The following is a 21,603-nucleotide window of genomic DNA, read 5'->3' on the forward strand; positions in this document are numbered from 1 at the left end:
GCGCCGCCCACTAGCGCGCCTGACACAGCTGGCAACCCCGCTTCCGGCCGCGGCCCAAATCACCCCGCGAACGCCCCGTCCGCGCTCTCCCAGCCATCTCGGGGAGGGAGCCCGACGACCGACCGTTCGCGGCCGTCTCGCAACTCGGCGCTCGTAGCGCATGCGCAGCGCGCGTCTCGAGCGCCGAGTTGCGAGACATGAAGGGCCGCGAACCCGCGCGCACCAGCGCGCCGAAAACACTGTGACCGGCCCGACGGAGACGAAACGGTGACTGTCTGGGAGGCTGGGGGGTGTGAATCCGTCTACCGCGCAGGCCCGAGTTGTCGTTGACGAACTTGTGCTCGGGGGCGTGCGCGATGTGGTGCTGTGTCCCGGGTCCCGGAACGCGCCGCTGGCGTTCGCCTTGCAGGCCGCCGACGCGGCGGGGCGGCTGCGGCTGCATATGCGGATCGACGAGCGCACGGCAGGGTTCCTGGCGATCGGGTTGGCGATCGCGGGGGGCAATCCGGTTCCGGTGGTGATGACCTCGGGGACGGCTGTGGCGAATCTGGGCCCGGCCGTATTGGAAGCCAATTATGCGCGCGTGCCGTTGATCGTGTTGAGCGCGAACCGGCCGTACGAGATGTTGGGCACGGGGGCGAATCAAACCGTCGAGCAGTTCGGTCTTTTCGGTAGCCAGGTGCGGGCGGCGATCAGCCTAGGTCTGGCCGAGACCGAGTCGGACGATTCCTATGGTCAGCAGAACAGCGTGTGGCGTTCCGCCGTGTGCCGGGTGCTGGCCGCCGCGCGCGGTACCCGGTCAGGGAACGCGGGGCCGGTGCATTTCGACATTCCGCTGCGGGAGCCGTTGGTTCCCGATCTGGCGACCGCCGACGGCTGGCCGGAGGGCCGCGCGGGCGGCAAGGCCTGGACGTCCACGCAGTACGCGACGCTGGATGTGCCGCTCGATATCGACCTCACCCCCGACACCGTCGTGATCTCCGGTCACGGCGCCGGCCTGCGCCCCGAGCTGGCGGAGCTGCCGACGGTAGCGGAGCCGACCGCGCCCGTGCACGGCCCGGCGCTGCATCCGCTGGCGCTGCCGTTGCTGAAGCCGAAGCAGGCCATCATCACCGGCCGCCCGACGCTGCACCGTCAGGTGTCGAAGGTGCTCGCCGATCCCGAGGTCACCGTGTTCGCGCTGACCACCGGTCCGCGCTGGCCCGACGTGTCGGGCAACGTGGTCGGCACCGGAACGCGCGCCGTCACCACCGGCGCGCCGCGTCCGGAATGGCTGGCGCACTGCCGCGACCTGAACGCCCGCGCCGGCGAGGTGGTGCGCACGGAACTGGCCAAGCACCCGAAGCCGACGGGTCTGCACGTGGCGGCCGTGGTGCTCGACGCCCTGCGCGAGGGTGATCAGCTGCTGCTCGGCGCGTCCAACCCGGTGCGCGACGCGGCGCTGGTCGCGAATCCGCGCGTGAACGTGAAGGTGCTGTCGAACCGAGGTGTGGCGGGTATCGACGGCACCGTGTCCACCGCGGTGGGGGCGGCACTGGCGCACGAGGGCCGCACGATCTCGCTGATCGGCGACCTCACCTTCCTGCACGACGCGTCCGGCCTGCTCATCGGCCGCGGCGAACCCCGCCCCACCGACCTCACCATCGTCGTCGCCAACGACGACGGCGGCGGCATCTTCGAACTCCTCGAACAGGGCGACCCCCAGTACGCGGGCGTCTTCGAACGCGTCTTCGGCACCCCGCACGGCATGGACCTGGCCGCCCTCTGCGCCGCCTACCGCATCCCGCACCGCCAGGTCGACCCCGACGAACTCGCCTCGGAGCTCGCCGGCCACGCCCACGGGCTGCGCGTACTGGAAGTCGCCACGGAGCGTTCGAGTCTGCGCGAGCTGCACGCGACGGTGCGGGCGCGCATCGCGCCGTGATCGTGGCTCGCTGAGGTTGGTTGCCCCTGCGTGCTGAGGCTCCCCAGCACATCGTGCGTCGTTCCAGCCCGGCGTGCCAGGAGTCGAGTTCGCGCGTCCATTCCGGCTCGCCTGGCGGCCCGGCTCTCCAGCGTGCGGTGCGGCCGTTCCGGCTCTGTGCCAGTGGTGCGGTCGCGGTGTCACGGGTGCGGCCCGCGCGTCAGCTTGCGCGTCGTTCCCATCTGCGTGCCGGGCCGTGTGGCTCTCCGGCACATAGTGCGCCTGTTCGCGCGGCTCCCCAGCACATCGTGCCCGCGACAGCGTGGTGACCCAACCTCCGGCCGAGTCACGGGGGTTTGCGACCAGAGTCCGCCGGAGCGGCGGGTCAGTCCTCGCGGTCCTCGTCGTCGAGCGGCACGGGAATCGCCTGCTCGATGAGGTCCGCCTCGTTCGCGCGCCACGTATCCCGCTCGACGACCTCGCTCACCACCGCCTCCTCGGTGGCCTCGTCGTCCGGATACGCGGGTATCAGCTGCTCCGCGAGATCCGCCTCGGAAGTCTCCTCCAACGGGCGGGGCGTGCGATCGATCATCGTGTGCTCCTCTCCGCGCGAGTGCCTCGGTCGAGGCACGGACAACGGTCCGGCCCCTACGAGCATCCTCCGCCCGCGAGCTCCCGGCAACCTCGCGTCCGGCGCGCCGCCACGCCTACGATCCGGAGGTGACACCACCGGACCCCTTCGAGGAACGCACCACCCGCACCGCCGAACTGGTCTCGCAGCTCCACGCGATCGTCGCCGAACTCGAAGCGCTCCACCCGGGTCGGAAGTTCACCCCGGACGGCCACCTCGTCGGTGCCCTCGCGGAAGCCGCGGCGGAAGCCTTGTTCGACATCACCCTCCAACCTCCCTCCACCACCGGCCACGACGCGATCGCCGCCGACGGCCGCGCGGTCGAAATCAAAGGAACCTACGGCAGCCGAGCGATCGGACTCCGCACCACCTCCCACGCCGCCGCCGACGCCCTCCTCGTCCTCGCCCTCTCCCGCCACCCCGGCGTCCCACACGAGATCATCTACAACGGTCCCTTGCGCACGGTGACCGGCACCGCCGGCCGCGCCGGCTCGAACGGCCAGGCCCAACTCTCCCTGAGCCGCCTCCGAGTCCTGAACGCCACCGTCCCGGCACTGGACCGAATCCCGTTGCGGTAGAGGTGAAGTAGTCGCGGACGGTCCTGCTGCGTTTCCGGGCGGACCCGGCCGCCCACCACACCCGGACCATCCCCACGTGCGTGGGGAGCACTCCGAGACGAAACACCGTTGAACCTCAACGACAGGACCATCCCCACGTGCGTGGGGAGCACTTCGGCACCAAGTTCGAGGATCTCGGCAGGGCCGGACCATCCCCACGTGCGTGGGGAGCACACTCCTTGACCTGGCACTCTACCCGTGGGTAACCGCATTTTCGACCACTCGAGAATGCGGATCGGGATCCGGCACCCGATGAATTCGGGAGGCTCGCGGCGTCGATATGGGTGGAAGGTTCCATCCACGGAGGAGACCCGCATGCAGCCCTTCGATCTCGACACCGCGGCCGACGAGTTGGCGGTGGTGGTCGCTGGTATCCGCGACGACCAGCTCGATGCAGCGACGCCCTGTGCCGGTATGACCGTCGGTGACTTGCTCGATCATGTCGTCGGCCTGACCGAGGCGTTCCGCCAGGCAGCCACCAAGGAATCGGTGGGCAACAGTGCGTCCCCACCGCCCGGTGGGCGCGAGAACCTCGCCCCCGACTGGCGCACTCGGATCCCGGCGCAGCTGAAGGCGCTCGTCGCCGCGTGGCGGGAACCGGACGCGTGGGAGGGCGACACCGAGGCGGGCGGTGTGCAGGCCGACGCGGGCGTGATGGCGATGATCGCCCTCGACGAACTCGTCATCCACGGCTGGGATCTGGCCCGCGCCACCGGCCAGGACTTCACCTGCGCCGACCCCGACACCACCATCCTCTTCGAATTCCTCCGCGAAACCCCACCCGAAGGCACTCCCGGACTTTTCGGCCCCAGCGTCCCGATCCCGTCCGACGCACCGCTTTTCGACCGCGTCCTCGGCTTCACCGGCCGCGAACCCTCTTGGCCGAACTGAGCCGAGTTCCGGTGGTGCTGTGCCGCTGCACAACTCGACACCGCCGCAGGTTCGCGGTCCCGAGGGCGTGTGCTCTTCGGCGTCGACGCTCGCCCGAGGTCGCGCAGCGCGGCGAAGACAGCCGCATCCAGCATCCAGGATGTGCCTGCCCGGCCAGGTGAAACGATCGCGGGCCGCGCGCAGTCGCCGTTGCTGAGGCTGGATTCGGTGCCGGTCGTGGCCGGGACTACTTCGTGCCCGAAAACGTCCCTGCCGCAACGGCATCCAACGCCGCTTCGGCCGCGACCACCGCCGCCGCGTCCTCGATCGGGTCCCCGCTGGCGAGCAGCCGGTAGTACAGCGGAGCAGAGACGGCGGAGAGGACCGCGCGGGGATCGGTCCCCTCCGGAGCCTCACCGCGCTCCACCGCGTCGGTGACGCAGGCCGCCCATTCGGTGAGCCGTGTGTCGTAGAAGCGATGGAGGGCGGTGGCGCAGGCGGGATCGGTGGTGGCGGCGGCGATGACGGCGCGGAACAGGCGGCTCTGGCGCGGGTCGGTCAGGGTCTTCGCCACCAGGCGCGCGTTGGCGAGCAGGTCGCCGCGCAGGGAGCCGGTGTCGGCGCGCGGCAGGGACTGTTCGGCCATATCGGCCAGCAGGTCCGCGACAAGCCCGGCCGGGGTGCCCCAGCGCCGGTAGACGGTGGTCTTGCCGACGCCCGCCGCGGCAGCTACTTCGGTGAGATCCAGTGCGGCGAAACCGCGTTCGGCGAGCAGGTCGCCCGCCGAACGCAGCACGGCGTCGCGGACGCGGGCGGTGCGCCCACCGGGCCGGATCGAGCCGGGCGCCGCATCCCCGGAAGTGGTCATAACGGGACTCCAGTTCCATTTATCGCGCCGAGGGTGTACCTTCGGAGCTTGTTAACGGAACTATAGAACCTTTAGGAGTCCTCATGGAGTACCGTCGGCTCGGCGCGTCCGGTTTGCGGGTCCCCGCCCTCAGCTTCGGCGCGGGCACCTTCGGTGGGCGCGGCGAACTGTTCTCCGCGTGGGGCGACACCGACGCCCGCGAGGCGCGCGACCTCGTCGACATCGCCCTCGACGCGGGCGTCACCCTGTTCGACACCGCCGACGTCTACTCCGACGGCGCGTCGGAGGAGATCCTGGGCAAGGCGATCGAGGGCAGGCGCGACCGAGTGCTGTTGTCCACCAAGGCGAGTCTGCCGACCGGCCCGGGGCCGGACGAATCCGGTTCGGGCCGTTCACGTCTGATCGGCGCGGTCGAAACCTCGCTGCGCAGACTGAATGTCGAGCACATCGACCTGTTCCAACTGCACGCGTTCGACGCGCATACCCCGGTCGAGGAAGTGCTCGCCGCGCTGGACGCTCTGGTGCGCGCCGGCAAGATCCGCTACCTGGGTGCGTCGAACTTCGCGGGCTGGCAGCTCATGAAGTCCCTGGCGGCGGCGGACAGGCACGGTCTCACTCGCTATGTCGCGCACCAGGTGTACTACTCGCTGGTGGGCCGCGATTACGAGTGGGAGCTGATGCCGCTCGCAGCGGATCAGGGCGTGGGTGCGGTGGTGTGGAGCCCCCTGGGCTGGGGCCGGCTCACCGGCAAGATCCGTCGTGGTCAGCCGCTGCCCGCAGGCAGCCGACTGCACCGCACCGCGGAGGCGGGCCCGCCCGTCTCCGACGACCTGCTCTACGACGTGGTCGACGTGCTGGACGAAATCGCCGCCGAAACAGGCAAATCCGTCCCGCAGATCGCGTTGAACTGGTTGCTGTCCCGGCCGACGGTCAGCACGGTCATCGTCGGCGCGCGCAACGGTGAGCAGTTGCGCCAGAACCTCGGCGCGATCGGCTGGCGGCTCGACGCCGACCAGATCGCCCGCCTGGACAAGGCCAGCGCCGCGACCCCGCCCTATCCCTATTACCCGTACTACCGGCTGCCGGACTTCGCCCGGTTGAATCCGCCTGCGGTGTAAGCGATCAGCGGTCTTGGGCCGCCGCGTGCGCCTTGGTCGGCCCGTCGGCCGGGAGGTGGTCCGGCGCTCGCGCGGCCGCGTCGACATCGTCGTGCCCGGCGCGGTAGTTCTCACCGTCACCTTCTCGGCCAGGCGGAGTCGCCTCATCAGCGCTTGGGAGCCGAGACCGTCTCGCTCGGCTACGCAGACAACCGGACCACCGCACCCGCGGCGGTCACCGCAGACCATCCCGCAGGCCGCCAGACATGCCGCCCCTGCCGTGGCCTATCGGCCACCGCCAGAACCGGCCCCCACCGCGGCCCTATCGGCCACCGTTTCCACCGCGACCCAACCGGGCACCGTTCCCACCGAGGCCACCGTCCACAACGCCATCTGGCTCACCGACCGCCGCGACGACCATCCCCGCCACCCGCACCGACCAGCCCAACCGCAGCACCGCTCAGTTGCCGCAGACGATCGTTTCCACCTCCGACACGACCCTGCGCCCGCCTGTGCCTACGATCGGCTCCGATACGAACAGCGCGGTAGCGGCCGCCCCTGCGCACCTCGCCACGTCGACGTCTGCTACCGAGGACCGGCATATCGGCCGCGGCCGAAACCATCGGCCGCCTACCGCGCCCCACCGAACCCGTTGCGGGCAAACCACTTTCAGTACACGTCGCGCACATACCGCTTCTCGGCAACCAACTGTTTGCGGAACGCCAGCGCCCCGTCCTCGTCCAACTTCCCGTGAATACGGGCGATGCGCAAGAGCGTATCGTCCACATCCTTGGCCATCCGCGCGGCGTCCCCGCACACGTAGAAGTGGGCGCCGTCGCGCAGCCACGACCACAGCTCGGCCCCGTGCTCGATCATGCGGTGTTGCACGTAGATCCGTTCGCGCTGGTCGCGGGAGAAGGCGAGGTCGAGGCGGGTGAGGAAGCCGGTGCGGAACATGTCCTCCAGCTCGGTGCGGTAGTAGAAGTTCTGCGCCGCATGCTGTTCGCCGAAGAACAGCCAGTTACGTCCGGTCGCGCCGAGTGCGCGCCGCTCGTGCAGGAAGCCGCGGAACGGCGCGATGCCGGTGCCGGGGCCGACCATGATCATGGGTGCGTTCGGGTCCAGCGGCGGGCGGAAATGCGGTGCGCGCTGGAGGAAGATCGGCACCTCGCCCTCGGCCACGCGGTCGGCCAGGAAGGTCGAGCACACGCCCCCGCGCCTGCCGGGCTCCTCGCCGTAGCGCACCACGCCCACGGTGAGCTGCACCTCGTCGGGACTCACCAGCGGACTGGACGAGATCGAATACTGGCGCGGCTGCAGCTTTTTCAGCGTGCCGAGCCACTCCACCAGGTCGGCCCGCACCGGGAAGTCGCGCAGCACGTCCACGGCCTGACGGTCCCACAGGTAGTTGTCGAGCTCGTTGCGGTTGTCGCGGCGCAGCAGTTTGGCGAGCTGCTGGCTGGCGTTGCGCTCACCGAGGAAGGTCAGCAGGTCGTGGCTCACCTTGGTGATGTCGTACCGGGTGCGCAGCGCTTCGGCCAGCGGCATCTCGCGCTCGTCGACCGCCACGGAGCGCCGCCCGTCCAGTCCGGTCGCGGCCAGCCATTCGTTCACCAGATCGGGGCAGTTCGACGGCCACACGCCCAGCGAATCACCCACCTCGTACGCGGCGCCGAGGCCGCGCAGGTCGAAACCGAACTGCCGCACCTCTTTCGGCGATCCCGGGCGGGAGAGCTGCTCATTGCGCACCAGCGGCGCCGCCACCGGCGCGTTGCGCGTGAACGGCGCGGCTCCGGTGCGCGTGGGACGGGTGAGGACGGCCGCGCCACCCTCGCTCGCCCGCGCCACCGGGCCGGAACCGCCTCCGGGAGGCGGAGTGCCGGGCGTCGGCGGAAGCTCCGAGGCGCCCAATGCCGCGAGGACGTCCTCGAGCCACCGCGCCGCCGGTTCGTCGTAGTCGGGCTCGCAGTCCACCCGCGCCACCAACCGCGTCGCGCCGCGCTCGGCCAGCTTCTCGTCCAGTTTGCGGCCGTGCCCGCAGAAGTCGTCGTAGGAGGAATCGCCGAGCGCCAGCACGGCGTAGCGCAGCGCCGTCAGCCGAGTTCCGTGCTCGGACAGTCGATCCCAGAAGTCGGCGCCGTTGTCGGGCGGTCCGCCGTCGCCGAAAGTGCTGCTGATGAACAGCACGTCGCCGGTGAGCGCGGCGATATCGCAGGAATCCATGTCCAGCAGGCGCGGTGCGAGACCGGCCTCGGCCAGCTGCTGCGCGACGGTGGTGGCGAACTCCTCGGCGTTGCCGGTCTGTGAGGCCCACAGCACGGTCACCGGCGCTGATTCGATTGTCTCCGTCGTGAATTCCACCGGCACCGAGGTAGTGCGCGAATACATGCCCGCGAGCAGGCCGTCGATCCAGGTCCGGCCGCGCGCCGAGATCGGCGCCGACTCGGGCAGCACCGGCTGCCCGGTCACCGGAAGTGAGTGCAGCGCCGCCAGATACCCGCTCAGGTACACCTGCTCGGTCTCGGTGAGTGTCGGCGCGACGTGACCGTCCAACCCGAGCATCACGGCCAGCGGATGCGCGGTCGGAACATTCTCGACCGCGGCCGGTTCCACCATCGGCGCCACTCGCCGCAGCGCCACGGCGCACTGTTTGAACTCCGGCTGCAACGACGCCGCGTCCACCGCGTCGTTGGTGACGGCGTTGATCGTCAGGTACTCGCCCTGCTCGTCGTTCCAGTGGAACGGCGCGAAGCAATCACCCGGCCGCACCCGGTCGCTCACCCGCACGGGCAGCACGGCCCGCCCGCGCCGCGAGGCGATTTCGAGCTGATCGCCCGCACCCACACCCAACTGTTTCGCGTCCTCGGGGTGGACCTCCACGAAAGGTTCGCCGTTGAGCTTGTTGAGTTTGGCGATCCGCCCGGTCTTGGTCATCGTGTGCCACTGATGTTGCAGGCGGCCGGTATTCAGCACGAACGGGAAATCGTCGTCGGGCATCTCCTCGGGCGCCATGTGCGGGCGCGGCAGGAACACCGCGCGCCTGCTGGGTGTGGCGAAGGCGAGGCGGGGGCGGTGGCCGTCCTCGTCCACGAACAGGTTCTGGCTGACACCGTCGTTGACGTAGCGAATCGGGTTGCGCCGCCGGTCCGCCTCGGCGCAGGGCCACTGCATCGGGCCCTCGCGCAACGCCTCGTAGCTCATCCCGCGCAGGTCGTAGCCGGTGGCGGGATTGGCGAACTGCCGGATCTCCTCGAAAACCTCTTCGCCGGAGCGGTATTCGAAGCCGGGGAAGCCCATGGCGGAGGCGACCTGGGCGATCAGCTGCCAGTCCGGCCGTGCCTCACCCACGGGCGGAACGGACTGCCGCAACAGCGTGACGTTGCGCTCCGAGTTCACCATCACCGCATCGGCCTCCGCCCACAGCGTGGCGGGCAGCAGCAGATCGGCGTAGGCATTGGTGGCCGTGTCGGTGTAAGCGTCCTGCGCGATGACCAGTTCGGCGGCCTCCAACCCGGCGATCACCGTCTTCCGGTTCGCGACGGAGGCAACAGGATTGGTGCAGATGATCCAGGCCGCCTTGATCGAGCCCTCGGCCATACCGCGGAACATCTCGATGGTGCCGGGACCGGCTTCGGTGCGGATCGTGCCGGGTTCGAGCTCCCACGCGGTCTCCACGAACGCGCGGTCGGCGGGGGAGAGCAGCGAACGCTGACCGGGCAAACCCGGTCCCATATAACCCATTTCGCGCCCGCCCATGGCGTTGGGCTGGCCGGTCAGCGAGAACGGTCCGCTGCCCGGCCGGCAGATGGCGCCCGTGGCCAGGTGCAGGTTGCAGAGGGCGTTGGTGTTCCAGGTGCCGTGTGTGGATTGGTTGAGTCCCATCGTCCACAGCGACATCCACTCACCCGCCTCGCCGATCCAGCGGGCGGCGGTGCGGATATCGGCCTCGGCGAGGCCGGTGATCTCGGCGACCCGCGTCGGCGGGTAGTCGGCGAGGAACTCGGGCATCGCGTCCCAGCCCTCGGTGTGCTCGGCGATGAAATCGGTGTCTATGTCACCATTTTCGACCAGCAGGTGCAGCAGGCCGTTCAGCAGCGCCAGATCGGTGCCGGGTCGTAGTTGCAGGAACAGGTCGGCGCGGGCTGCGGTGTCGGTGCGGCGCGGGTCCACCACGACGAGCTTCGCGCCCGCCTTGAGCCGATCGGCCATGCGCAGGTAGAGGATGGGGTGGCAGTCGGCCATGTTCGCGCCGATCACGAAGAACAGATCCGCGTGCTCGAAATCGTCGTAGGAGCCGGGCGGGCCGTCCGCGCCGAGCGACTGCTTGTAGCCGGTGCCCGCGCTGGCCATGCACAGGCGCGAATTCGCCTCGATGTGCACGGTGCGCAGGTAGCCCTTGGCCAGCTTGGTCGCGAGGTACTGGGCCTCCAGCGACATCTGCCCCGACACGTAGAGGGCGATCGCGTCGGGCCCGTGCTCGTCGAGGATGGCGCGCAGCCGGTCGGCGGCCTCGCGGACGGCCGCGTCGACGGGGACCGGCTGCGGCTCCTGCCCGCGCTCGGGGCGGCGGAAGGCGGTCTCCATCCGGCCCGGCGTGCGCATGAGCTCGAGGTGGGTGGCGCCCTTGGTGCACAGCCTGCCCGCGTTCGCCGGGTGCAACTTGTCGCCGCTGACCTTGGCGATCACCGGCGCGCCCCGCTCACCCGGCGTGACCTCGACGGTGACGCCGCAGCCCACCCCGCAGTACGAGCACGCCGTTCTGGCGGTGCTCGTCGCGGTGCTCACCACTGCGTCCGACATGTCACCGATCATGCGGAATCCCGATTGCGCGGGATTTACCCAGCGTTATCGTCAGGTGACAATCACCCTCACCGCCCTCCTCCGGCGCTGTGAGGTGTGGGATATCCCACGATCAGCCCAGCTTGAAGCCCCGGTGCAGCGCGACGACGCCGCCCGACAGGTTGCGCCACTTCACCGACGACCAGCCCGCTGCCGCCACTCGCATGGCCAGCTGCCGCTGGTTCGGCCACGCGCGGACCGATTCGGCCAGGTAGACGTAGGCGTCGGGATTGCTGCTGACCGCGCGCGCCACCGCGGGCAGCGCCTTCATCAGGTACTCCATGTACAGCGTGCGGAACACCGGCACGACCGGCGTGGAGAACTCCGCGACCACCAGCCTGCCGCCGGGCTTGGTGACCCGCAGCATCTCGCGCAGCGCCAGATCCGGGTCGGCCACGTTGCGCAGGCCGTAGGAGATGGTCACCGCGTCGAACGAGTCGTCGGCGAACGGCAGGGCCATCGCGTCGCCCGCCACCATCGGCACGCCCCGGTGCCTGCCCGCGGCGAGCATGCCCTTGGAGAAGTCGGCCGCGACGCACCAGGCGCCGGATTTGCCGAGTTCGACCGTGGACACGCCCGTGCCTGCCGCCAGATCCAGCACGCGCTCACCGGGGCGCAGCGCGAGCGCCCTGCGGGTGGCCCACCGCCAGTACTTGTCCTGGCCGCCCGAGATCACGGTGTTGGTGAGGTCGTACCGCCGCGCGACACCGTCGAACATCGACGCCACCTCGTGCGGTTCTTTGTCCAGCGAGGCACGGAAGGAGTCCCGCTGCTTCGTATTCGCCACGCCCTGACCCTAACGGGCGGCTCGAGAGACTGTCCGCGACACCGGTCACACGGGGGACGGCGCGCCGGATGAGGTGGGAGCTCGGGCGGCTCAGGCCGTCCGGGAAACGCGGTCCCGGTACCCGGTGACGTCGGCGTAGTGACCCATGAGCTCGGTGCACAGCGCGGGCCAGGTGCGGTGGAGGACGGATTTGCGGGCGGCGGCGGCGAAGCGGGTGCGCAGGGCCGGGTCGCGCAGGGCGGCGACGGCGCTGGGGAGCAGTTCGGTGAAGCGGTCGACCGGCAGCAGGTAACCGTTGCGGCAGTGGGCGATGAGGTCGCGGGGGCCGCCCGCGTCGGGGCCGATCACCGGCACACCCGAGGCCAGCGCCTCCTGCACGCCCTGACAGAAGGTCTCGTGCTCGCCCGCGTGCACCATCACGTCCAGGCTCGCGTACGCCTGAGCGAGTTCGTCGCCGCCGAGTTCACCGGTGAACACGGCGTCCGGCATGAGCGCCGCCAGCCGGGCGCGCTCCGGCCCGTCGCCGACGATGATCAGCTGAATGCCCGGATCACCGGCCAGCACCGCCAGCCGTTCCACGTGCTTCTCCGGCGCGAGCCTGCCCACGAAACCCACCACCAGCCGGTCGTGGCCGCGCAACCACGCCTCGCGCAACCCGGTCCGCCGCGCCGACGGCGTGAACCGCGCGATATCGACCCCGCGCCCCCACCGGTGGATGCGCGGAACACCGTGCCGCGCAAGATCTTCGGCGGCGGCCGTGGACGGGGCGAGCGTGCGGGTGGCGCTCTCGTGGATGCGGCGCGTCCAGGCCCACGCCGCCCGGCTGGTCAACCCCAGCCCATAGCTCTTCGCGAAACCTGCCACGTCGGTCTGATACACAGCGACCGTCGGCAGATCCAACCGCATAGCCGCGCCCAGCCCACCGGCCCCCAGCAGGAAAGGTGAAGCGAGGTGCACCACGTCGGCGTCGAAAGCGGAGATGGCGGCGGTGATCCCCGGCTGCGGCAACCCGACCGGCAGCGAACTCACCTTCGGCACCATCACCGCGGGCACCCGGTGCACCCGGAACCTGCCGTGCTGCTGGGGCGCGGGCGGCAACCCCTTGACCGTGTCCGGCGCGACCACCAGCGCGTCGTGACCGTGCTGCTCCAGATGGTCCAGCACCCTCAGCACGGAATTCACGACGCCGTTCATGTTCGGCAGGAACGACTCCGAAACAATGGCTACGCGCACCAGCCCAGCCTGACTCGGGCAGCACGCCCAGCGGCCACGCCGACGTGAAGTGCGGGGGAAGATCGGGCGAACTGCTGTGTTTGTGGCGCGCCGGGCCGCGAACGGTCGGTCACCCCCGCCGATGCCCCGCGTTTCGACCTGCCCGGCATCGAATTCCTGCCCATCGCCGCCCCCAGCCGCGGCAGCGCGCACGTCTGCGCCTGGCGTCTCACCGTCGCGCCGGGCCGCGAACCGGACGCGCCGCACGTGCTGGATCGCGACGAGATCTTCATGGTCGTGGCGGGTCGGCTGGACGTCTGCGGACGGGTGCTCGAGGCCGGAGAGTCGGCCGTGATTCCGGCGGGCGAGCCGATCGCGGTGGGGAATCCGGGGGACGAACCGGCCGTCGCGCACGTGGTGATCGCGGCGGGGTTCGAGGCGACGATGGCGGACGGGTCGACGATGAGCCCACCCTGGGCGCGGTGAGGAGCGCCCCGGTGCTGCGCTTTCGGCGCGTCGGGGCGCGCGAACGGTCGGTTGTCGGGCTCCCTCCCCGAGGTTGGTCGGGAGGGCGCGGAGTGGAACCTTTCAGTCCCGCGGCCGGACGAGCGAAACCGCTTCGTCCGCGGGTGCGCGCCGCCCCAACCGCGCGATGAACCACAACGCGGGCAGCGCCAGCGCCCACGCGACCACGATCACCGAGAGCGCGGGTTGGATCGCGACGCGCACGTCGCGGCCCGCCACGCGCACCAGGTCGGGGTCGCTGCGGGCGTATTCGACGTTGATGCGTTCGCCCGCCGTGAGATTCGTCGGGTAGAGCACGCCGACCTTCGGGTTGTGCGTCTCGCCGTCGGGCGTCACGTACATGACCGCCGACCGCAACCGGCCCGCGGAGAGCACTTCGCCGGTGGTGACACCCATGTCGGAACTGATCAGGTAATCGTTGCGCCACGCGGCGAGCACCAGCAGTCCCATGAGCACGCTGACCACCGTCGCGGCGGTGATCACGCCGATCCTGGCCCGCCGCAGGCGGATCGTCCGCCTTACGGACTGGGAGGTTTCCGACACCGCCACAGGCTACCGATCGCGTCGGCTAGCGTGTGCGCCCATGTCCCGAAAATTCAGCTTCACCGTGCCCTACACAGTTCCGGTCGAAGATCTCCACCGGGCACTCACCGACGACGACGCCTGGCGGGCCCGTTTCGCCGGCGCCGACACCGCGACCCTGGATCTCTCCCATCCGGGCGGCGCGAGCACCCTCCGCATCCACATGACCGAGAAGGCCAGCCAGGACAAGATTCCCGGCATCGTCCGCAAGGTCCTCAAGAGCGAACTCGAACTCTCCCGCACCGACGACTGGCAGGCGCTCGACGGCGAGATCGCCAAGGGAACGTTCGAGGGCGGCACCAAGGGCATCACCAGCGCGATGTCGGGCACCTACGAGATGCGCCCCACCGCCGAAGGCAGCGAGATCGAGGTCGCGGGCGTGATCGAGGTGAAGGTGTCGCTGGTCGGCGGCGCCATCGAACCGCTGGCCGAACAGCTGTTCCGCCGCGTGATCGACAGCGAGCGCCGGTTCTTCGAGGAGTGGTTCACCGCCGCCCCCAGCGCCTGACCGCGTTCCGGGCGCAGCCGGCGGCCGCGCCCGGAAACACCGCCGATCAGGCGGTGCCGAAATCGGTGCTGCCGCTGTTCGGGTCGTATTCGGCCCGCTCCACCAGCACCAACCAGTTGCCCGAGTTGTCCCGGAACACGGCCTCGGTGCCGTACGGCCGCTGCGAGGGCGGCTGGATGAACTCCACGCCCTTCGCGCTGAGTTCCTCGTACGCCTTCTGACAGTCGTCGGTGGACAGCCCGAGCGCGCTGTTGGTGCCGTTGGCCAGCGACCGCCGGATCGCCTCGGCCATGTCGGCGTCCAGCGGCGGGCCGGGCAGCATGAGGGTCACCTCGAGTTCCGGATGATCCGGCTGGGTCACCGTCACCCAGCGGAATCCCTCACCCATCGTCACGTCCGTGGCCTCGACGAATCCGAGTTTGTCGATGTACCACCGCTTCGCTTCGTCCTGATCGGTCACGTACACCGTGACCAGGGAAATGTGTGTGATCGTCGCCATGGGACCAGGCTAGGAGCCGCCCGCGCCCCGGCGCTTCTCCGAAATTGCGCCGTTGCCCGCGCGATCCGACAACCCGTGCATGAAGACGTAGCAGCCGGGGATGTGCGGCGCGCCGTCGGCGAACTTCGCCTGGTAGTCCGTGGGCGACACCCCGACCAGCCGGCGGAACTTGGCGCTGAACGATCCGAGACTGCTGTAGCCGACCAGTACGCACACCTCGGTCACCGTCAGGTTCGTCGCCCGCAACAGATCCTGGGCGCGTTCGATACGGCGCTCGGTGAGATACGCCGCGGGTGTCACCCCGTACACCGCGGCGAACGCGCGCAGGAAGTGATACTTGGAAACGCCTGCGGCCGAAGCGAGTTCGTCCAGATTCAGCGGTTCGGAGTAGTTCCGGTCGGCGAGGTCGCGCGCCCTGCGCAGGTGCGGCAGCAGGTACAGCGGGGGCCTGCGGGGCGCGCACATCGCCGGCTACTCGAACGGCGCCGGGTCGTCGTAGCGCATCGACGCGCGGCCCGCCGTGCGCCAGGCGCGTGCCGTGAAGTCCACGTCCTCGTCGGTGACGAGATTGCCCATCACGCGAACCGCGGTGCGCCGCAAGTACTTCGACCGCATCAGCGGCGGCCCGCCGAGTGGCACCGTGCGCGGATGGGTGGCCAGTCCCGCGATCCGGCGCGCCACCGAGAACGTGCGGCCGTAGCGGTTGCGCAGCAGTTGCGGCCACACGCGGCGGAAATCGTCCGCGTCCAGAATGTCCGCGAGCATGTGCCCGCCCTCGAGCCCGTAGTCGATGCCCTCGCCGTTGAGCGGGTTCACGCACCCGGCGGCGTCACCGATCAGAACCCAGTTGCGCCCGGCCACATTCGAGACCGCGCCGCCCATCGGCAACAGCGCCGAGGCCACCGCGCGCAGCTCGCCCTCGAACTGCCACTCCTCGCGGCGCTGCGCGGTGTAGTGGCGCAGCAGCGGTTTCAGCGCGATGTGCGAGGGGCGCTTCTCGGTGGCCAGCGAGCCGACGCCGATATTGACCTCACCGTTGCCCAGCGGGAACACCCAGCCGTAGCCCGGCACGAGTTCGCCGTTCTCGTCCCGCAATTCGAGGTGCGAGGTGATCCACTGATCGTCGCTGCGCGCCGACTTGATGTAGGCGCGGGCCGCCGTGCCGTAGGCGAAACGGCGATGCCAGGTGCGGCCCAACAACTTTCCGATCGGCGAGCGCACGCCGTCGGCCACGATCAAGAGGTCGCAGGCGATCTCGCGCGTCACGTCCCCGGTTCGCACGGTCACACCGGTGACGCGGTCGCCCTCGCGGGTGACATCCACCACCTTCGTGCCGTCCAGCATCCGGGCGCCCGACTTCACCGCCGTCTCACGCAGCTTGTCGTCGAGTTCGGTCCGTGGGACGGCACTTCCATAGCTCGGGAACGAGCCGCCCGGCCACGGCAGCAGCGATTCGCGGCCGAAGCCGGTCATCCGCAGACCGTGGTTCACCGTGTGGGCGCGCAGCCATTCGCCGAGGCCGAGCAGTTCCAGCTCCTTGGTGGCGCGGGGCGTGAGCCCATCACCGCAGGTCTTGTCCCTGGGGAACACCGCGGCGTCGGTGAGCAGCACGTCGCGGCCCGCGCGTGCCGCCCAGGCGGCCGCGGCCGAACCGGCCGGTCCGGCGCCGACGACCAGGACCTCTGCGCGGGCGGGCAGCGCGCCGCCCGCTGGGGTGTCATCCGGTGAGCCCATGTGCTCAATACTGGCAGCATCGCCGAGCCGGTGTCGACGGCGGAGGGGTGTGTGGAAAACTGTCTGGTACACCGGATAGTGACGGTGTTCATGGGCCGCGCGGCGGGGACACGCTAGGTTCTCTACCGTGGGGTCGGACGCGGCGCTGGGAGAAGAGATGAGCACATCGGCTGTGAACAGCGGGGGCACGGTGGTGGCCGGGGTCGAACTCGGTGACCCGGAGCTCGCCGAGAACGTGCGCAACGGCCTGGAACAGGTCGAGAAACTGCTCATCGCCGAACTGTCCGACGGGGAGGATTTCCTGCAGGACGCGGCGCTGCACCTGGCCAAGGCGGGCGGCAAGCGGTTCCGTCCGCTGTTCACGATCCTCACCGGTCAGCTCGGGCCCAACCCGACCGATCCGGCGCTGGTCACCGCGGGCACCGTCGTCGAACTCGTGCACCTGGCCACCCTCTACCACGACGACGTCATGGACGAGGCGCCCATGCGCCGCGGCGCGCCCAGCGTGAATTCGCGCTGGGGCAACAACATCGCCATCCTCGCCGGCGACTACCTGTTCGCGCACGCCTCCCGCCTCACCTCCACCCTCGGGCCCGACGCGGTGCGCATCATCGCCGAGACCTTCGCCGAACTGGTCACCGGCCAGATGCGCGAAACCGTCGGCGCGCGCGAGCGGCAGGACCCGGTCGAGCACTACCTGCGCGTGGTGTGGGAGAAGACGGGTTCGCTCATCGCCGCCTCCGGTCGCTTCGGCGGCACCTTCTCCGGCGCGAGCCCCGAGCACATCGAACGCCTCGCCCGCCTCGGCGACGCCGTCGGCACCGCCTTCCAGATCTCCGACGACATCATCGACATCTCCTCGGCCTCCGAGCAGTCCGGCAAGACGCCCGGCACCGACCTGCGCGAGGGCGTGCACACCCTGCCGGTGCTCTACGCGCTGCGCGAGGACGGCGCCGACGCCGACCGCCTGCGCACCCTGCTCGCCGAGCCCCTGGAGACCGACGAGGACGTGGACGAGGCCATCGCGCTGCTCTCCCGCTCGCACGGCATGGTGCTGGCCAAGGAGAAGCTGCAGGGCTACGCCGAGCTCGCCTACGCCGAACTGGCCGAGCTGCCCGCCGGACCGGCCAACGACGCGCTCGAACAGCTGGTCCGCTACACCATCGAACGCGTCGGGTGATCGAGCGCCCATAAACCTCTGGAACTCGCTCGCGCGGCCTATCGTTGACCTGTCGTAAGGCACTCGACGAACGGGGGAGTGGGCAAGGAGACGTATGCACGGGCACGGGTATGCGAACGGTCTGAAGACGTTCGGTCTGATGGTCGGGCTTTCGGCGCTGATCGTGTTCGCCGGGGCCATGTTCCGCAGCCCGACCATTCTCGTCATCGCCATCCTGCTGGCCGTCGGCATGAACGCCTGGGCCTACTTCAACAGCGACAAGCTCGCGTTGAAGGCCATGCACGCGCAACCGGTCAGCGAGCTCGAGGCGCCGGTAATGTACCGGATCGTGCGGGAGCTCGCCACCCTCGCGCGCCAGCCCATGCCGCGGCTCTACATCAGCCCCACCAACGCGCCCAACGCCTTCGCCACCGGGCGCAATCCGCGTCACGCCGCCGTCTGCTGCACCAGCGGCATCCTGCAGATCCTCGACGAGCGCGAACTGCGCGCGGTGCTCGGCCACGAACTGGCGCACGTCTACAACCGCGACATCCTGATCTCCTCGATCGCGGGCGCCCTGGCCGCCGTCATCTCCGGCTTGGCCAACCTGGCCTTCTTCGCCTCCATGTTCGGCGGCCGCGACAGCAGCGGGGGCCCCAACATGCTGGGCGTACTGCTCATCTCGCTGCTCGGCCCGATCGCGGCCACCCTCATCAAGCTGGCCGTCTCCCGCTCCCGGGAGTACCAGGCCGACCAGTCCGGCGCCGAACTCACCGGCGACCCGCTGGCGCTCGCCTCGGCGCTGCGCAAACTGGAACGCGGCGTGCAGGCCGCGCCGCTGCCGCCCGAGCCGCAACTCACCTCGCAGTCGCACCTGATGATCGCCAACCCCTTCCGGGCCGGGGATCGCGCCGCCCGCTGGTTCTCCACGCACCCGCCGATGGCCGAGCGCATCGCGCGGCTGGAGGAGATGGCGGGCGGCCCGCGCGACTACCGGTAGTTCACGAACTGCAGCGCGATACCGAAGTCCTCACCCTTGAGCAGGGCGATCACGGCCTGCAGATCGTCGCGCTTCTTGCTGCTCACGCGTAGTTCGTCGCCCTGGATCTGCGCCTTCACGCCCTTGGGGCCCTCGTCGCGGATCTTCTTGGAGATCTTCTTCGCCTTCTCGGCGTCGATGCCCTGCACCAGCGAACCGGTGATCTTGTAGGTCTTGCCCGAGGCCACCGGCTCGCCCGCGTCGAACGCCTTCAGCGAGATGTCGCGGCGGATCAGCTTCTCCTTGAACACCTCCAGCGCGGCCTTCACCCGCTCCTCGGCCTCGGCGGTGATCACGATGCTCTCCTCGCCGGACCACTCGATCTTCGCGCCCGTCCCGCGGAAGTCGTAGCGGGTGTTCAACTCCTTCTCCGCCTGATGCAGAGCGTTGTCGACCTCCTGCCGGTCCACCTTGCTGACGACGTCGAACGACGAATCGGCCACTGAAGAGCTCCTGTTCTGCGACGGTTGACGCGGGCGCGCTCGCCGGGGCGAGCGGTCGAGGAAGTTCTACCCCGCGAGCATCGAACGTAGTCCCTCCGCACGGCCCTTGGCCAGCCGGTTTGCATTCGGCACGGGGGTTCGTTGTATTCTGCTGTGCGCGCCGAGAAGCGCACGTAAGGCAGGTTGCCCGAGCGGCCAATGGGAGCAGACTGTAAATCTGTCGGTGAAAGCCTACGTAGGTTCGAATCCTACACCTGCCACCCCGCCGGAAAGGGCGAGCAGTGCACCAGCACCGCTCGCCCTTTCCGCGTTTCCAGGGCGGTTGTTCACCGTTCCCGGTGGCCCAGATGCCCGTCGGGGCGGACGTGTATTCGGTCGCCGGTGTGGGCGCGATAGTGCGCGAAGGCGTGGCCTTCGACGTCGGTGACGTAGGGGGTGTTCGGTCGCGGGTCTCCGGGGCGGATGACCGTCCAGGTGTGGACGGGGTGGGTTTGCCGGGGTGACGAGAGCGCTGCCTGTGCTGCGCCGGGCTCCCCTGGCGTGGGTGCCGTTGTGGTGGCAGTCGGCGAGTCTGGGCCGACCGGTGCGGCGGGATTCGGTGGCGCGGACGAGGTATCCGTTTTGGGACGTGCTGGTGGCGCTGCGTTCGGTGCGATGGCGTCGTTCGTCGGTGTGGGAGCGCGTGTTGATGGCGAGGGTGCGGCAACGATCGGCGGACCAGGGGCGTTCGGTGTGGCGTTGGCCGGCGCGGACGAAGTGTCCGGTTCGGGGCGAACTGCCGGCGGTATGGCGTCCGGCGTGACGGAGGCGCTCGGTGGCGCGGACGAACTCTCCGCTGGTTTGGGCGCTGCCGGTGGTGTGGGGGCGGGTTTCGGCGGCGTCGGTGCTGCCGGTGGTGCGGGAACAGCTGCTGGTGGTGTGGAGGCCCCCGGTGCGGGGAGGGTGAGTGGATCGCGGGTGGCCTCCGTGCGGTGCGTGTTCGGCGATGTGTTCGCCCCGAAGCGGAGCAGGGTGGCGTGGGGGCCGCGGAACAGGTCGAAGAGGCGGAGTGGGTTTCCGGTGGCGTCGAGGACGGGGGCGTCGGGTGCGCGGTCGCCGGTGACCAGCGCTCCCTCGTCGTCCGGGTCGCGGTAGGTGATGTCGAGCTGGTGGGTTTCGGTGCCGCGGCGGTGGGCGTTCTCGTCGCCGTCGAGGTGCCGCCGCAGCAGGCCGGTGCTGATCCCGAGGACGCGCGCCGCGACCGGACGGCGTTCGGCCTCATAGGAATCGAGCGTCTCGGGCGTGCCGTCGGCCAGTTTCCAGCCCAGGTTGTGGGCGTCTTGTACGCCCGTGTTGAGCCCTTGGCCGCCCGCCGGTGGGTGCACGTGGGCGGCGTCGCCCGCCAGGAACACCCGGCCTACGCGGTAGCGCCGCGCCAGCCGCGTATTCGACCGCCACACCGTGGACCACCGCAGATCGGTGAGCCGGATCGCGAGATCGCCCGCGAGGTCGTCCACGTGGCGTTGCAGCAGCGACAGCGTGGGCTCGGCCTGCTCGGTGAACGGCGCGGCGAACTGGAAGTGCCGCCCGCCCGGCAGCGGTGACAGCGCGACGGCGCGCAAGGGATCGGCGGAAGTGCGCAGGGCATAGCCGAATTCGTGATCGAGGGCGTCGGCGCGCACGTCGCCCAGCAGCATCCGCATCGACTCGTCGGTGTGGCCCTCGAACTCGATGCCCAGGGCGCGGCGCACGAAGCTCCCGCCACCGTCGGCGCCGACGAGGTACCGGGCGCGCACGTCGCCGCCGTGCGCGAGGGTGACGGTGACACCCTCCGTGTCCTGCTCGACGCCCACCACCTCGGTGCCGAGTTCGACTTCGACGCCGTACTCCGCGAGCCGGTCCCGCAGCACGGCCTCGGTGTCGGACTGTCCGAGCACCAGCGGATTCGGGTACGGCACAGCGGGATTCGGTGGTAGGTCCTCGTCCATCCGCAGTTCACCGACCTCCACGCCGTCCAGGAAGTCCCGGAAGACCGGCCGCGCCGTGGCTTTCGCGCGGATCGCGTCGATCACGCCGAGGTCGTCGAACACCTCGAGGGTGCGCGGCTGTAGGCCGTCCGCGCGCGATCCGGGGAAGAACTCGGTCGCCTTGTCGACGATCCGGACCGGCAGCCCGCGGCGGGCGAGGTCGATGGCGAGAGTGAGCCCGGTCGGGCCCGCGCCCGCGATCAGGGTGTGGATGGTCATGATTCACCTCCGTGGGCTCGGTGGGGTAGTGGTGCCGGGTGGGGTGTTGGTGCTGGTGTCGGTGG

General features: G+C 70.0%; 19 protein-coding genes and 1 tRNA gene. 9 read left to right on the forward strand and 11 right to left on the reverse strand.

Annotation, left to right across the window (positions count from 1 at the left end; all coding sequences use genetic code 11):
* The first annotated feature begins 292 nt into the window (after positions 1-292).
* Positions 293-1,924, forward strand: coding sequence for a 2-succinyl-5-enolpyruvyl-6-hydroxy-3-cyclohexene-1-carboxylic-acid synthase (gene menD / locus DFR74_RS16610; RefSeq protein WP_067506140.1), 1,632 nt, complete (start codon positions 293-295; stop codon positions 1,922-1,924).
* A gap of 364 nt (positions 1,925-2,288) precedes the next feature.
* Here the strand turns inward: menD and DFR74_RS16615 are convergent, their stop codons facing one another.
* Positions 2,289-2,495, reverse strand: a complete 207-nt coding sequence (locus tag DFR74_RS16615; RefSeq protein WP_067506144.1) for a hypothetical protein — start codon at positions 2,493-2,495, stop codon at positions 2,289-2,291.
* 128 nt (positions 2,496-2,623) lie between these two features.
* Between DFR74_RS16615 and DFR74_RS16620 the strand changes: the two genes are divergently transcribed.
* Together DFR74_RS16620 and DFR74_RS16625 are read left to right on the forward strand one after the other, a co-directional pair.
* The gene (locus tag DFR74_RS16620) at positions 2,624-3,112 is read left to right on the forward strand and encodes a DUF6998 domain-containing protein (RefSeq protein ID WP_067506147.1); all 489 of its coding nucleotides are present in this window, start codon (positions 2,624-2,626) and stop codon (positions 3,110-3,112) included.
* A 354-nt stretch (positions 3,113-3,466) separates the two neighbouring features.
* Positions 3,467-4,042, forward strand: coding sequence for a TIGR03086 family metal-binding protein (locus DFR74_RS16625; protein WP_067506150.1), 576 nt, complete (start codon positions 3,467-3,469; stop codon positions 4,040-4,042).
* A 226-nt stretch (positions 4,043-4,268) separates the two neighbouring features.
* On the opposite strand, the gene DFR74_RS16630 is transcribed toward DFR74_RS16625, so the two are convergent.
* On the reverse strand, positions 4,269-4,889 hold the full coding sequence (locus tag DFR74_RS16630) for a TetR/AcrR family transcriptional regulator (protein WP_067506153.1): 621 nt from the start codon (positions 4,887-4,889) through the stop codon (positions 4,269-4,271).
* An 83-nt stretch (positions 4,890-4,972) separates the two neighbouring features.
* Here DFR74_RS16630 and DFR74_RS16635 point away from each other — a divergent pair, with 83 nt between their 5' ends.
* Complete coding sequence (locus DFR74_RS16635) at positions 4,973-6,007, forward strand: aldo/keto reductase (RefSeq protein WP_067506157.1); 1,035 nt, start codon at positions 4,973-4,975, stop codon at positions 6,005-6,007.
* Positions 6,008-6,655: 648 nt separating this feature from the next.
* Here the strand turns inward: DFR74_RS16635 and DFR74_RS16640 are convergent.
* The 3 genes from DFR74_RS16640 to DFR74_RS16650 all read right to left on the reverse strand — a co-directional run bounded on the left by DFR74_RS16640 (position 6,656) and on the right by DFR74_RS16650 (position 12,845).
* Positions 6,656-10,786, reverse strand: a complete 4,131-nt coding sequence (locus DFR74_RS16640; protein WP_067506438.1) for a bifunctional nitrate reductase/sulfite reductase flavoprotein subunit alpha — start codon at positions 10,784-10,786, stop codon at positions 6,656-6,658.
* Positions 10,787-10,898: 112 nt separating this feature from the next.
* Complete coding sequence (locus DFR74_RS16645) at positions 10,899-11,612, reverse strand: demethylmenaquinone methyltransferase (protein WP_067506160.1); 714 nt, start codon at positions 11,610-11,612, stop codon at positions 10,899-10,901.
* A gap of 90 nt (positions 11,613-11,702) precedes the next feature.
* Positions 11,703-12,845: a glycosyltransferase family 4 protein gene (locus tag DFR74_RS16650; RefSeq protein WP_067506163.1), complete on the reverse strand. Its 1,143-nt coding sequence runs from the start codon at positions 12,843-12,845 to the stop codon at positions 11,703-11,705.
* Positions 12,846-13,007: 162 nt separating this feature from the next.
* Here DFR74_RS16650 and DFR74_RS16655 point away from each other — a divergent pair, with 162 nt between their 5' ends.
* On the forward strand, positions 13,008-13,310 hold the full coding sequence (locus DFR74_RS16655; protein WP_267898908.1) for a cupin domain-containing protein: 303 nt from the start codon (positions 13,008-13,010) through the stop codon (positions 13,308-13,310).
* Between the two features lie 102 nt (positions 13,311-13,412).
* On the opposite strand, the gene DFR74_RS16660 is transcribed toward DFR74_RS16655, so the two are convergent.
* Positions 13,413-13,892 carry a DUF3592 domain-containing protein gene (locus tag DFR74_RS16660; protein WP_067506440.1) on the reverse strand — a complete coding sequence of 160 codons (480 nt, stop codon included), beginning with the start codon at positions 13,890-13,892 and terminating at the stop codon, positions 13,413-13,415.
* 40 nt (positions 13,893-13,932) lie between these two features.
* On the opposite strand from DFR74_RS16660, the gene DFR74_RS16665 reads away from it, so the two are divergent.
* Positions 13,933-14,439 carry a DUF2505 domain-containing protein gene (locus DFR74_RS16665; protein ID WP_067506169.1) on the forward strand — a complete coding sequence of 169 codons (507 nt, stop codon included), beginning with the start codon at positions 13,933-13,935 and terminating at the stop codon, positions 14,437-14,439.
* A 46-nt stretch (positions 14,440-14,485) separates the two neighbouring features.
* Here the strand turns inward: DFR74_RS16665 and DFR74_RS16670 are convergent, their stop codons facing one another.
* The 3 genes from DFR74_RS16670 to DFR74_RS16680 are packed head-to-tail and all read right to left on the reverse strand — an operon-like array spanning position 14,486 to position 16,672.
* Positions 14,486-14,938 (reverse strand): VOC family protein, encoded by a 453-nt coding sequence (locus DFR74_RS16670; RefSeq protein WP_067506173.1) that lies wholly within the window; start codon positions 14,936-14,938, stop codon positions 14,486-14,488.
* A 9-nt stretch (positions 14,939-14,947) separates the two neighbouring features.
* Positions 14,948-15,403: a helix-turn-helix domain-containing protein gene (locus DFR74_RS16675; RefSeq protein WP_067506176.1), complete on the reverse strand. Its 456-nt coding sequence runs from the start codon at positions 15,401-15,403 to the stop codon at positions 14,948-14,950.
* Positions 15,404-15,409: 6 nt separating this feature from the next.
* On the reverse strand, positions 15,410-16,672 hold the full coding sequence (locus tag DFR74_RS16680; RefSeq protein WP_067506179.1) for a geranylgeranyl reductase family protein: 1,263 nt from the start codon (positions 16,670-16,672) through the stop codon (positions 15,410-15,412).
* A 157-nt stretch (positions 16,673-16,829) separates the two neighbouring features.
* Between DFR74_RS16680 and DFR74_RS16685 the strand changes: the two genes are divergently transcribed.
* Positions 16,830-17,852, forward strand: a complete 1,023-nt coding sequence (locus tag DFR74_RS16685; RefSeq protein ID WP_067506182.1) for a polyprenyl synthetase family protein — start codon at positions 16,830-16,832, stop codon at positions 17,850-17,852.
* A gap of 94 nt (positions 17,853-17,946) precedes the next feature.
* Complete coding sequence (gene htpX / locus DFR74_RS16690) at positions 17,947-18,831, forward strand: zinc metalloprotease HtpX (protein WP_067506185.1); 885 nt, start codon at positions 17,947-17,949, stop codon at positions 18,829-18,831.
* Here the strand turns inward: htpX and DFR74_RS16695 are convergent.
* Positions 18,822-19,313 carry a YajQ family cyclic di-GMP-binding protein gene (locus tag DFR74_RS16695; protein WP_067506188.1) on the reverse strand — a complete coding sequence of 164 codons (492 nt, stop codon included), beginning with the start codon at positions 19,311-19,313 and terminating at the stop codon, positions 18,822-18,824. The two genes, htpX and DFR74_RS16695, sit on opposite strands and share 10 nt — an antisense overlap.
* A gap of 177 nt (positions 19,314-19,490) precedes the next feature.
* Between DFR74_RS16695 and DFR74_RS16700 the strand changes: the two genes are divergently transcribed.
* Positions 19,491-19,573: transfer RNA gene (locus tag DFR74_RS16700), tRNA-Tyr, on the forward strand.
* Between the two features lie 66 nt (positions 19,574-19,639).
* On the opposite strand, the gene DFR74_RS16705 is transcribed toward DFR74_RS16700, so the two are convergent.
* The gene (locus DFR74_RS16705) at positions 19,640-21,538 is read right to left on the reverse strand and encodes an FAD-dependent monooxygenase (protein ID WP_067506191.1); all 1,899 of its coding nucleotides are present in this window, start codon (positions 21,536-21,538) and stop codon (positions 19,640-19,642) included.
* Positions 21,539-21,603 lie beyond the last annotated feature (65 nt).

This window comes from Nocardia puris (assembly GCF_003315035.1).
GTDB lineage: Bacteria > Actinomycetota > Actinomycetes > Mycobacteriales > Mycobacteriaceae > Nocardia > Nocardia puris.

Bases quoted from the DNA above. Each gene is read 5' to 3' on its own strand.
- DFR74_RS16705 (WP_067506191.1), bottom strand. From the start codon at position 21,538: ATGACCATCCACACCCTGATCGCGGGCGCGGGCCCGACCGGGCTCACT.
- DFR74_RS16685 (WP_067506182.1), top strand. From the start codon at position 16,830: ATGAGCACATCGGCTGTGAACAGCGGGGGCACGGTGGTGGCCGGGGTC.
- DFR74_RS16625 (WP_067506150.1), top strand. From the start codon at position 3,467: ATGCAGCCCTTCGATCTCGACACCGCGGCCGACGAGTTGGCGGTGGTG.
- DFR74_RS16665 (WP_067506169.1), top strand. From the start codon at position 13,933: ATGTCCCGAAAATTCAGCTTCACCGTGCCCTACACAGTTCCGGTCGAA.
- DFR74_RS16630 (WP_067506153.1), bottom strand. From the start codon at position 4,889: ATGACCACTTCCGGGGATGCGGCGCCCGGCTCGATCCGGCCCGGTGGG.
- DFR74_RS16635 (WP_067506157.1), top strand. From the start codon at position 4,973: ATGGAGTACCGTCGGCTCGGCGCGTCCGGTTTGCGGGTCCCCGCCCTC.
- DFR74_RS16675 (WP_067506176.1), bottom strand. From the start codon at position 15,403: ATGTGCGCGCCCCGCAGGCCCCCGCTGTACCTGCTGCCGCACCTGCGC.
- DFR74_RS16670 (WP_067506173.1), bottom strand. From the start codon at position 14,938: ATGGCGACGATCACACACATTTCCCTGGTCACGGTGTACGTGACCGAT.
- DFR74_RS16680 (WP_067506179.1), bottom strand. From the start codon at position 16,672: ATGGGCTCACCGGATGACACCCCAGCGGGCGGCGCGCTGCCCGCCCGC.
- htpX (WP_067506185.1), top strand. From the start codon at position 17,947: ATGCACGGGCACGGGTATGCGAACGGTCTGAAGACGTTCGGTCTGATG.
- DFR74_RS16615 (WP_067506144.1), bottom strand. From the start codon at position 2,495: ATGATCGATCGCACGCCCCGCCCGTTGGAGGAGACTTCCGAGGCGGAT.
- DFR74_RS16640 (WP_067506438.1), bottom strand. From the start codon at position 10,786: ATGTCGGACGCAGTGGTGAGCACCGCGACGAGCACCGCCAGAACGGCG.